The sequence below is a fragment of the uncultured Pedobacter sp. genome (genome assembly GCF_913776295.1).
In the GTDB taxonomy this organism is placed as follows: domain Bacteria; phylum Bacteroidota; class Bacteroidia; order Sphingobacteriales; family Sphingobacteriaceae; genus Pedobacter.
This window is the reverse complement of the sequence record NZ_CAJYOJ010000039.1, coordinates 129,718-141,724: the sequence shown is the minus strand read 5'-3', so window position 1 is coordinate 141,724 and position 12,007 is coordinate 129,718. Positions and strand designations below refer to the sequence as shown.

General features: G+C 38.0%; 9 protein-coding genes. 4 read left to right on the top strand and 5 right to left on the bottom strand.

Features of this window, described 5'->3' with window-relative positions; translation table 11 throughout:
• Positions 1 to 157 precede the first annotated feature (157 nt).
• The 4 genes from QZ738_RS07365 to QZ738_RS07350 form a co-directional block, all read right to left on the bottom strand.
• Positions 158 to 3,037, bottom strand: a complete 2,880-nt coding sequence (locus tag QZ738_RS07365) for a triple tyrosine motif-containing protein (RefSeq protein WP_293786119.1) — start codon at positions 3,035 to 3,037, stop codon at positions 158 to 160.
• A 282-nt stretch (positions 3,038 to 3,319) separates the two neighbouring features.
• Positions 3,320 to 3,670 (bottom strand): four helix bundle protein, encoded by a 351-nt coding sequence (locus tag QZ738_RS07360; RefSeq protein WP_293786117.1) that lies wholly within the window; start codon positions 3,668 to 3,670, stop codon positions 3,320 to 3,322.
• A gap of 154 nt (positions 3,671 to 3,824) precedes the next feature.
• Positions 3,825 to 4,763 carry a rhodanese-related sulfurtransferase gene (locus QZ738_RS07355; RefSeq protein ID WP_293786115.1) on the bottom strand — a complete coding sequence of 313 codons (939 nt, stop codon included), beginning with the start codon at positions 4,761 to 4,763 and terminating at the stop codon, positions 3,825 to 3,827.
• A gap of 123 nt (positions 4,764 to 4,886) precedes the next feature.
• Positions 4,887 to 7,334: a DUF5686 and carboxypeptidase regulatory-like domain-containing protein gene (locus QZ738_RS07350; protein ID WP_293786113.1), complete on the bottom strand. Its 2,448-nt coding sequence runs from the start codon at positions 7,332 to 7,334 to the stop codon at positions 4,887 to 4,889.
• A gap of 245 nt (positions 7,335 to 7,579) precedes the next feature.
• Here QZ738_RS07350 and kbl point away from each other — a divergent pair, with 245 nt between their 5' ends.
• From kbl to QZ738_RS07330, 4 genes are all read left to right on the top strand, one after another.
• Positions 7,580 to 8,767: a glycine C-acetyltransferase gene (kbl, locus tag QZ738_RS07345; RefSeq protein WP_293786111.1), complete on the top strand. Its 1,188-nt coding sequence runs from the start codon at positions 7,580 to 7,582 to the stop codon at positions 8,765 to 8,767.
• A gap of 148 nt (positions 8,768 to 8,915) precedes the next feature.
• Positions 8,916 to 9,956 carry a phenylalanine--tRNA ligase subunit alpha gene (gene pheS / locus QZ738_RS07340; protein WP_293786109.1) on the top strand — a complete coding sequence of 347 codons (1,041 nt, stop codon included), beginning with the start codon at positions 8,916 to 8,918 and terminating at the stop codon, positions 9,954 to 9,956.
• Positions 9,956 to 10,366, top strand: coding sequence for a hypothetical protein (locus QZ738_RS07335; RefSeq protein WP_293786107.1), 411 nt, complete (start codon positions 9,956 to 9,958; stop codon positions 10,364 to 10,366). Before pheS ends, QZ738_RS07335 begins: the two co-directional genes overlap by 1 nt.
• A 1-nt stretch (position 10,367) precedes the next feature.
• Positions 10,368 to 10,943, top strand: a complete 576-nt coding sequence (locus QZ738_RS07330) for a TetR/AcrR family transcriptional regulator (RefSeq protein WP_090501759.1) — start codon at positions 10,368 to 10,370, stop codon at positions 10,941 to 10,943.
• Between the two features lie 329 nt (positions 10,944 to 11,272).
• Here QZ738_RS07330 and QZ738_RS07325 read toward each other — a convergent pair whose 3' ends face one another.
• Complete coding sequence (locus tag QZ738_RS07325; protein WP_293786105.1) at positions 11,273 to 11,956, bottom strand: hypothetical protein; 684 nt, start codon at positions 11,954 to 11,956, stop codon at positions 11,273 to 11,275.
• Positions 11,957 to 12,007 lie beyond the last annotated feature (51 nt).

The window sequence follows — 12,007 nt, the reverse complement described above, 5'->3', positions numbered from 1 at the left end:
TGGGGTTTCAAAAAACCTTATGAGAGGTAATGATGTAGTGCCTGACAAGTAAAAGAAATAAAAAAATCAACTAGGATTGTTTTATACATCCATATTTTTTAAGGATGACGTGTTATTTTTATATTAGATTATCGTTAAGGAAGGAGAAATAAGGGAGCTAAAGTTCCATTAAAAATTCGGTCAGATTTTTATCATGTGGTACTTCAAGTTTTTTGCGTAAACGATACCGGCGGATTTCTACCCCTCTTAAACTGATGTTCAGTAACGATGACATCTCCTTACTGCTCATATTCATCCTTAAATAAGCACATAGTTTTAGATCATTTGGAACCAAATCAGGATGCTGTGCTTTTAACTTTTTAAAGAAACTTTCGTGTGCTTCGTTAAAACTGTTTTCAAACAGGTGCCAGTCGCGTTCATCATTCATTCCGTCGTTAATTACCTTTTGTATTTTTCGGGTCTGCTCTTCCGAAAGTTTCTTGCCATTTTCATCTTTTAGTTTACTAATATCATCAGCCAGTTTTTGAAGCAACTCGTTCTTGTATACCAGTGTCATGGCAGAGTTGGCCAGCTCCCTGTTTTTAGAAGCCAGCTCGGCCTGAAGCTTTTCAGTTTGTAATTTGATAATTTGCTTTTCGCTAATTTCCGCTTCCTGTCTTAATTTTTCCTGTTGTTCGGCTTTTAAACGATCGGTAATTATTTGACTATCACGCTTCAGTTTCCTTTCGTAGATCTTTTTGCCAAAGATCAAAATTACGACAAAAAGGATGGTATATAATAAAATGGCCCAATTGTTCAGGTACCAGGGGCGTAAGATGGTAAATGTATAAATCGTTTCGTTACTAACCGTATTATCATCAACTTTTGCCCTCACTTTAAAAGTGTAGGTTCCGGCGCTTAAATTGGTGAAATCTTTCTGGGTAGCATAAGTCCAGTCAGACCAGTTACGGGAGTAGCCTTCCAGGTAAAACTGATACCTCACTTTGGCTTGCCTATAATAAGGCAGTGCATAAGAAATACGGATATTATTTCTGTTGTTTTGAATTTCTGTTGCTTCTCCGCCATTTCCGGCTTCGCTAATAAGTGAGAATTTGTCGGTGATATTTTCTACACGTCTGATTAAAACAGCGGGCAGTTTTTTCTTTTCCTGGCTGAGTTGGGCGGTGGGATTATAAATTACAAAGCCATCGTCAACACTGATGAGGTAAATTGAGTTACTGATGCGACTGATGTTTTCATAGTATTGAACCATCCGGCCATCTAAAATGCTAAACTGATTCGAATCGATTTCTACCTTGCCCGGCTCACTGAAGTTGACCAATGCAGTTTTACCATGATTGATAAACCAGTATTTTTTACTGCCTGCAGGAATAATTTTGTTGGAAGTTTCGAAAGAACCCAGGCTTTTATTGAGCGCTTCATATTTAGTGAATTTATTGCTCAGATCATCGTAGGTATAAAAACCTGCATCAGATGAAAATACAATCTTATTCTCGAGGTTGAAAATGTTAATGTTGTAATTACCAGGTAGCCCATTCTGCTCATCGAAATATTTGGTACTTATTACCTTGGTATAATCAGGGCTAAGGCTTAGTTTGAATAAGCCTTTATAGGCATGGCCAACCCAGATGTCACCTCTGTTATCTTGTTCAACGTATCTTGAAGGCGCTGTAAAACCAGCTATTTTGGTGGAAAATTTTAATCCTGAACCAGGCGACTCGGTAAACAAAGACAAGCCTGTATAAGTCCCCTGGATAAGATAATTTGGGTTGGAATTGAGTTTTTTGATGGTCCAACCACCTGCCAGTTTTGATATCCATTCAATTTTGTCGCCCAAAACTTTAAAAGTACCACTGTTATGACCGCAAATTAATTCATTATCAATAATGGACAGCTCCCAAACCTGGCCCTGCGAATTGGGAATTAACCGGAAATTGAACGGCAGCAGGTTATCCGGCGACCACTCGCTGTAAAATAACCCCTGGTTGGTACCGAGATAGATTTTATGATTGAAAATAATGCTCGAGTAAACCGTTCCAAACTGACCTGTTTTATCGAAATAAAAATATAAGGGTGAATTCAGTTCTATCCGGTCGATTCCATTGTCGAGCCCCGTCCATAGATTTTGCTCATTATCCGCGTATAAGCTTAAAACCGTATTATTCTGCAAACCGCTCGATTTATTGATCCGCTGCACAATTTTTCCATCTTCATCTATAATAATCAAACCGTTTAGAATGGTGCCATAAGCAAAATACTTGCCTAGTAAACTTACTCCATTGTTGAGCTGGTAGGTTTTTAAATAATTATTTGCGGGAGTATTTAAAGGTGTAAAATCTTTGCCGTCGTAAATAAATAATCCCTGTTTGCTGGTTCCAATGATCAGGCCTGTGGTTTTATAAGGAAGAATAGATAATATACCCTCTTTGCCCAACTTTTCACTATTAGGGATGTAGACTAATTTGTTGCCCACCAATTCAAATAAGCCTTTTTCCAGTACTTCGATAAAGTATCTGTTATTTACCTTATGGAGAAAGAGGAATGATGCCGGTGATTTTATCACCTCTATTTTGTTGTTTTTATAAATGAATATTTTGGAGAATGACTGGAAAATTACCCTGTTTGGATCTACATAAATTTTCCATACCTCATCATCTGTTTTTATCCCTTTTGGCAGCAGATTGGTAAGTGAATTATAGCTTAATTTATTGTTTTTAATGGCCCAATAACCAAATTCGCCAAAGCTACCTGTATAAATTCTTCCGTTTTTGTCGGTGGCTACAGCTCTAACAATTTGCCTGTTCGGCATCTGGTATTTTTGCCAGTAACGTCCATCGAAAGTTAATAATCCTTCCGCATTGCCAAAGTACATTACGCCATTTTTATCTTTGGCTATGCTCCAGTTCTGGTTTCCTGATGAATAAACAGCTTTAGGATAATTCTCAATGTAAGGAACGCCAATACTTTTAATTTCTGATGCGGCGCTGGTTATAGTGACGCAGGATAAAAACAGTAATAGCCTGAAGTAGTTTAGCATAAAGTGATATTGGGTACACCCATTATGCCCACAAAGTAAAGAAAAATTGTTAGAACATGGGAGAGTGCGTAGGGTTGATTGTTTTTTAGTTGATGGTTAATGGCCAAATTGTTTAGGCCAGGCTAAGTTAACTTGAGGTTTGATTAACCTCTGTGGTTGATGGTTTTTTAGTCGGTGGTTGCAAATTGCCGGGGGCAAGCGGTTCATAAGTTTGTGACGGATCCTTTGATTAAGCTGGATTCATACGATGTGGCTATCAGCATGTACCATCAAATAATCTTATTAAATCGATGTCTTCAATTTTGATATCATTTTGCAGAGTTGTTCGTATTCCATGTATAGTCTTTTAAATTCCAGTTCAGTAATGTAATTTCTTGATGAAGCCATAAAAAGACAGCTTACAACTTCTAATCCAGATCGGACAGAGTAGGTCAGAAATCTTTTGAACTCCGCTTTCGATTGACCCATACAGCCTTCAGCAATGTTAAGGTTTACTGAATCTGCTGCTTTTTTAATTTGATTGGTGAGACTGAACAACTCTATCTTCGGAAAGTTTTTAGCAATAATATCTATTTCATTACTGAGCTTTAATGAGATCTGCCATACTTTTAGTTCTTCAAATTTGAAAGCCATAACATTGAATTTAGATTAAATATAATCATCTGCTTCAATATTATAAATTATGATAATTTGATTTTAGCTATGTTAAATTACCATAAGCTATCAACCATTAACTAATAGACTATTAATTATGCCCCTAGGCTATAAACTCTAAAACTATGAGCCATTAACCAACCTTCACTGCTACCGGCTGCGGTACCTTCACATAGTAACCTGTACCATCGTAAGGGCGTTTGCGCGGATTGGTTGTACATGCTACTGAGCAGCAGCCCTGAAGCTGTTCTCCGCAGGCATCGCATTGGGTAATATGCTCATTACATTCAGGATTGGCGCAGTTAATCATTTTTGGCGTCGTAACTCCACAATTGTAACAAACTGAAACTACTGTTGGGTTAACCTGGTTTACATCTACTGCTATGCGGTTGTCAAATACGTAACATTTGCCTTCAAAATCTTTTCCGCCGGCTTCCTTGCCATATTTTATAATACCACCGTGCAATTGATAAACATCATTAAAGCCATGGTGCAATAATAGGGCAGAGGCTTTCTCGCATTTAATACCGCCCGTGCAATAAGTGAGTATTTTTTTGTCTTTATATTGGGCTAGCTGGTTAATCTGCTCAGGAAAATCACGGAAATTCTCAATGTCGAGCGTTATGGCATTTTTAAATTTACCCAGATTATGTTCGTAATTAGAGCGTACATCCAGAATTACTACGTCCTCATCATCCTTCATTTTCATGAAATCGACAGGTTCTAAATGTTTACCTGTTTGTTTATTAGGATCAATAATCGTGGTATCCCTTAAACCAGAGTGCACAATTTCCGATTTGTAACGGCAATGCATTTTCAGGAATGAAAGTTCCTCTACATCATCAATCTTAAACTCTGTTTTGGCAAACCTTTCATCAGCATGTATAGCAGTCATATAGGTTGCACAAGCTTCAGGAGTACCCGATACCGTGCCGTTTAAACCTTCATCGGCCACGATAATACGGCCAACAAGACCTAATGATTTACAAAATTTAAGATGATCGGCAGCAAATTGTTCTGCCTCTGCTATGTAACTATAGCAATAGTAAAGTAATGTCTGATATTTTTTCATAACGCTGTTGATACCGTTGCAAACGGCGTTTAAAGCGGTGCAAAGATAAGGGAATTATGTAAAATGTAAAAATGGAAAATGTCTCAATCACTATCATCCATTTTACATCAAACATCTTCCATTCTAGAAGCCATACGAGATCCTAAATCCTTGCGTTAACTTACGGTCGCCATCATAGGCAAAACCATAACTGGCACGTAATACCAGGCGCTGGATCCCGAAATAGAATTCTTTGTAGTTCCTTTTTTCGGGCGATGATAAATAACCGCCTCCAATAAATTCTTCGAGTTTTGCCTTACGCAACAATGGAATTTTATTCATGAAGAAGCCTGCAAAATTATGTTCTAAATGGGCTTCGAAGTATTGTTGATTCGTGCTGAACTGATAAAAGTCCAGATATTGAAATTTTCTTAAATTAGGAGGGAAAATGGTAGAAATGTTACCTGCGAAATGTTTAAAATCAGGATAATACATATTTTTGTTGTTCAGGAACTTGCCTACCCCGGCCAAAAATGAGGTATAGCCCCATAATCCCATTCCAATTCTATCCTCCGCTACCTCCAGTTTTACAAAATCGTAATCAATATCGCTATTTAACACACCGTTAAAGCCTTTTTTGTATAATAGTGTAATTTTTGGAAATTTTGATTCAGTATAAAACTTACCATCCGGACGGGTAATGTATTGCTGTCCGAAAGTATAGGTTAAACTCGCCGTTGCACTGAAAGAATTATAGGTTGGGAAAAGCGGCGTATCTGCTGTTGGGTTGAAAGGGTTGTTCGAAGTGAATTCGCGGTCTTTGGCATCTATAAATTTAAATGTAGTGTTATTGGTGAGACTTTTATTCCTGCTGTAATCTAAAGCTAAACTTCCCTGGAGGCCCGAAGTCAGTTCACGGGTAGTGTTAATATTGATAAAGCTCTTTTCGTAAAACTTGGCAAAGTTTTTCTCGTAGAATAACGAGTTGATGGTATTGCCTAATTGCGTCATAGAACCCAAATTGTTCAGGTCAAATATCCCGTTCCCGAATGAGGCACCTATACTCGCTCGCTTAAGCGGGTCGTAATAATAACTACCGCTTAAACTTCCGGTAAGCTTCTGGTTGGCAAAACCATACCTTAATTCAGGCCGGATGGAATAAGACCTTCTATTTTCAAAATCCTTGCGATAGGTAACGCCATATTTTATCGCAAATCCTTCTACCGTATTATAAAATATAGCTTTTAATACAGGGTCGAAACTCCAGTATTCTTTGTCGTACCGATCATTGATACTTACCCCCCTAAGCAAAAGTTTACCTATCCCGAATTTATTGTTCTCTCTTTCCAGCGAATCGAGGTATTTTTTAGACTCTTTTAACTTCGCTATACTGTCTTTTTTGATATAGTTGATTCTTTCATCTTCGGTTAGCGGAATAGGTCTGTTATTTTTCCAATAAATCGAATCTTTTTTATTCACCATTTCGGTAACTTTTAAGATTTCTCCATTGAAGAAGTTTTTTGGGAATTTAGGATCAAGGTTGTAATTGCTATAAATGCCGACATAATAACCGGCTATTTTAAACCCCAGCACATTGCCGCCAAATTTAAAATTAATGGCAGTAGGCATGTAAGCTTCATTAACCTTGGTAAACTGCTGGCTGATGTGCAGTGTATCAATAAAGTTGATGCCTGCGTTTTTGGTGAGGTAAACATCTGTGTTGTAAATCCTCCAGCTATCATCAATAATATAGATAATCCCCCTAAAAACAGGATCGTTTTCGCGACGGGGAATCACCTCTATTTTATGTATGGTCTCCCCATTTTCTTTGCTTTCGCCCAATAATTTATATTTATAATAAAAGAGGGCATTATCTGCAATTGGTGAAATATATCCCCTGGCACTTAATTTGTTTTCGAGCAGGTAATTGTCGTAAAAATTGATGATCAGATCGGATGCCTTGTTAAAACTGAATGTATTGTTCCGTCCGGCAACCTTTGATGAAATCATTTCCTCATGCACCTCATTGGGCCGCCTGAAATTAAATTTACTTTGCGATTCTGAAAGGTAAATAATACCTCTGCGATTGGTGTCCAGTTCTAAAATTTTCTGTATATCCTGCCCAAAGAACTTTTTTGGTGCCCCTTTTAACCGTTGCACCCCTTTAATATAAACATCACAGCTAAAGGCTTTCACTTCATTCAGATGCACTTTTCGCTCCTGAATGGCTTTGCGGATAATAGCATAGGCCGGATCTTCTGCATTGGCCGTTATATTCACATTTTCTAAAGTATAACTTTCTGATGTTAAGGTAACGTTGAGCGATTGATCTGCCGATAGATTGATCACATGATCCTGCTGTTTATAACCTACAGCCCTAAAACTTAATGTATGTCGACCGTTATTCAACTTCAACGTATATATCCCGTCAATATTCGCCGATGTTCCTTTAGTGGTATTTTTTAAATAAATTGACGCAAAAGGTATGGGCTGTCCGCCGCTATCTTTAACAATTCCAGAAACAGTATGTTGCTGAGCTAACATCGTGTTGGTAAAGCCACAAAAAAACAGGAGCGTAAAAATTCTTATCATATGTTAGGTTAGTAGTAGGCTATAAATATCGAATAACTTTAACACTATACACATAGGTATATGTTAAAGTTTGTTAAGATCGAAAAAAAATAATCCGGATAAATGCTTTTTGAAAATACGGCAATCGGATGTGGTTTTGATCGGGCTTGCGGTCATCTGTAAAATGTAGGTATAAAATTGCCTGTTTAGGTCGGAAAAGACTTTTTTTTATAACTTTGGACCAAAATTCAACCATATAAAAGGCCATGTACAAAACATTACAACCAGTTCTTCAAAAAGAACTTGAAGAAATCGAAAACGCTGGATTATTTAAACGTGAAAGGATTATTGTTACGCCTCAGGGTGCCGACATTAAGGTAAGTAGCGGTGCTGAGGTGATCAATTTCTGCGCAAATAATTATTTAGGGCTTTCTTCTCATCCAAAAGTGATAGAAGCAGCTAAAAAAGCAATCGATGATCATGGCTATGGAATGTCTTCAGTACGTTTTATCTGTGGTACACAAGATGTACATAAGGAACTTGAAGCTAAGATTTCTAAATTTTTAGGCACAGAGGATACTATTTTGTACGCTGCTGCTTTTGATGCAAACGGTGGAGTTTTTGAGCCATTGTTCAACGCTGAAGACGCTATTATTTCTGACGAGTTAAATCATGCATCAATTATAGATGGAGTAAGATTGTGTAAAGCACAACGTTTCCGTTATAAAAATGCCGATATGGAAGATTTGGAGAAACAATTAATTGCGGCCAAAGATTGCAGACATCGGATTATCGTTACCGATGGCGCTTTTTCGATGGACGGATCTGTAGCTCCTTTAGATAAAATTGCAGATTTAGCCGATAAGTATGAGGCATTGATCATGATTGATGAATCGCACTGTACTGGTTTTATTGGTCAGAACGGTCGCGGAACACATGAGCATTTTAATGTCATGGACCGTATCGATATCATTACGGGTACTTTGGGTAAAGCTTTAGGTGGTGCGTCTGGCGGTTTTACCTCGGGTAAAAAAGAAATTATTGATATGTTACGCCAGCGTTCCCGTCCTTATCTCTTTTCTAATACACTAGCACCGGCAATAGCAGGTGCATCTATTGCCGTATTGGATATGTTGAGCGAAACCACATCATTAAGGGATAAATTAGAAAGGAACACCAAATATTTCCGTGAAAAAATGACAGAAGCCGGTTTCGATATTAAACCAGGTTTCCATCCCATTGTTCCGGTAATGTTGTACGATGCTAAAGTTGCACAGCAGTTTGCGGCGAAAATGTTGGAAGAAGGGATTTATGTAATCGGGTTCTTTTATCCGGTTGTACCTCAGGGCAAAGCCAGAATCCGTGTGCAGTTATCGGCCGCGCATGAGCAACACCACTTAGATCAGGCCATTGCTGCCTTTACCAAAGTGGGTAAAGAGTTAGGGCTAATTTAAAACCTGTAGATCTATTTAAACAACAAAAGCCGCCCTAAGCGGCTTTTGTTGTTTATGGGTTCATTTTCTTTTATAATGGTATTGTAAACAGATTATTTGAACCCATATGCCATGAAATTATTGGATAATTTGCCGTATATTTGAAGCCATGTTACAGGACAAAATAACACAGTATACTGAGAAGATTAATGCTTTCGTAACGGAGAAGGCAGACGAGTTAGAGCAGTTCCGCATTAAATATCTAGGAAGCAAAGGCATCATAAAAGAGATTTTCGACGAATTCAAATCGGTTTCTGTGGAAGAAAAAAGATCGTTGGGCAAGGTTTTAAACGAGTTTAAACAATTGGCCGAGTCAAAATACCTTACACTTAAAGAAGCTACAGAAAACACCGGTACCAAAAGTGAAAGTTCGGAATTGGATTTAACTTTGCCAGGCGAAGGTATCGAGATTGGTTCACGTCATCCATTAGCCCTTGTACGTAGGGAAATTGTGGAGATTTTTGCGAAACTGGGTTTTACGGTAGCAGAAGGACCTGAAATTGAAGATGACTGGCATAATTTCTCGGCGTTAAATTTCCCTGAAGAGCATCCGGCAAGAGATATGCAAGATACTTTCTTTATTAAAAAAGGAGGTGAGAAAGGTGATATTGCTTTACGTACCCATACCTCTTCTGTACAAGTACGCATGATGGAGCAAGGTCAGCCACCCTTCAGGGCAATTATGCCAGGCCGTGTTTACCGTAACGAAGCCATTTCTGCCCGTGCACATTGCTTTTTTCACCAGATAGAAGGTTTGTATGTGGATGAAAATGTTTCATTTGCAGATTTAAAGCAAACTTTGTTTTATTTCGTACAGGAATTGTACGGTGAGGGTACAAAAGTTCGTTTCCGTCCGTCATATTTCCCGTTTACCGAACCATCTGCAGAAATGGATATTTCCTGTACCATTTGTAAAGGTACCGGTTGCCAGCTTTGTAAATATAGTGGTTGGGTAGAAATTTTGGGCTGCGGTATGGTAGATCCGAATGTTTTGGAAAACTGCGGCATCGATTCAAAAAAATACAGTGGTTTCGCCTTCGGAATGGGGATAGAGCGTATCGCCAATCTAAAATATGAAATTAAAGATCTCCGTTTATTTTCTGAGAATGATGTACGTTTCTTAAAGCAATTTAAATCTGCTTTAATTTAATGATGAAATATTTATATAGCATATTGTTTGTACTCCTGATGGTTACGGGTTGTGGTAAAGACGAGGGTTTTATTCCTGATGTGCCTGTAAATTATAATGTGACGATAACGGAGTTTAGCCTAAAGGCCGTAAACAATGTCTTAGTCGTTTCAAACAACGGAGTAGGTGGATTATTGATTGTAAAAACACCACTCGGGGGATACGTTGCCTTCGATCGATGTAGTACGGTAAACCCGGAAAAGATTTGCAAGGTAGCACCAGATGATAGCGGTGTAACGGCTACCGACCCTTGTTCGGGCGCAAAATTTTCACTGCTTGATGGAAGTCCGCAAAAAGCACCTGCCGTAAGAAGCTTAAAAGCATACAATATTAGTTTGCAAGGCAATACACTATTACACGTAAGCAATTAGAATGGAAGCTGAAAAAATAAAAGAAACAGTAAAAAAGGCTGCCAAAGAACTATTTAGAAAATACGGTTACCATAAAACCAGTGTAAACGAAATTGCCAAAAAGGCCCGTATTGCCAAAGCAACTATTTACAAATATTTTGAGAGTAAAGAGCAGGTTCTGGATAGTATTTTAATGGATTATCTGGATCAGAACCTTTACGAAATATTAAACAACAAAGTAAGTTACGCTTCAGAAGAAGAACACTTAAAAGCACTGGTAATGAAAACCAGTCGCCTGTCGTTTACTGCATGTAATGAATTTATCGGCTGGGATTTTGTGCGTGAAAATGCAAACTCACAAGAGTTTTTGAAACATTTATCAGATCAGCTTGAAGCTTTACTATTGGCCGCTTACCTGCAGCTGGATAACTTTAAAAATAATCCGGCAAGAAGGGAAGGTTTGGCATTTTTGCTCAAAGCAAGTAAAAGTATTGTGTTTTCATTCGCGTTTACTTCAGTTAGTGATTCTGACGTACGGAAGAACTTTGTGAGTTTTCAGAAAGAAATACTGCCGTTTTTGGTTAAGGCTGCACTATAAAAAAGATTTCATGATTGGTCGTGATCTAGACCGCAGCATAGCGGAGTGCCCTGCCCGTACAGGCGGGGAGAGATCTATCGAATGAAAATTGGATGTCGTAACGTAACGGTGCGACTGGAATTAGTGATGGTAAAAATTTTCATGCTGAATTTATTTTACAAGGAAGAGATATTATTGTCAATTGCCTTGTAGTTACTTCGTGCTCAGCATCTTTGATAAAGGATAGACCCTGAAATGAATTTACTACGTAGCTTTCCGCTGCGCTACAGGTCAGGTTGACAATACTTGAAATCCTAGTTTATCTGTGTGTCTATGGTTGAAAATTCGGTTTACTGATTATAATAATCTTTCAGTTTAAATTTCTGCACCGTTTTTTTTACTTTTCCATCAACGATCTTTTGCGTAATAACCGTAACTACATCTGCAATGCTCGAATCTTCAATGATCGATGAGTCTTCGTAAGGTAAATTTTTAGCGTTGAATCTGTAGTTTACAGTCTTATCAAAACAACAACCATCTTTTTGATGAATAGCGATTTGCTTTGTTTGTTTGTCAATATCGAACATGCCCAGGTTTTCGCTGGCCAGTTTGGTCAGTTCCCCGCTCTTTAAAAATTTATTTTCTTTTGATGATAAATAAATGTCATATGAAGGACTGGCATAGGCACCGTTATTGCCGTTTCTAATCGCAATATCTTCCAGTCCGTCGAAATTGAAATCGCCGAAAATTAAAGGTGTCTGATATTTTCCAAGTTCCAGCCATCCAAGTTTAGCATTTTGACTTTCGGTTAAGCCGAAATCCAGGTCTTCGGAATGAAAAATGTCTATTTCTCTATCATTAACCTTATCATAAACAATAATGGTGGCTTTTCCGCTACAGGCATTTCCCTCACATTTATCGACAAAGATTTTAGCCTTGTATTGTTCAGAGCTATTGTTTGCCAGGAACTTAAATTGTGCTTGCGCATTACTGAAAAGAAGCAAAATACCGCAAAAGATGAACAAACTTTTCATTAAATATTTTTGGGTAAAATTACGCCAATATCATCTCTCAAAAAGTTAAAA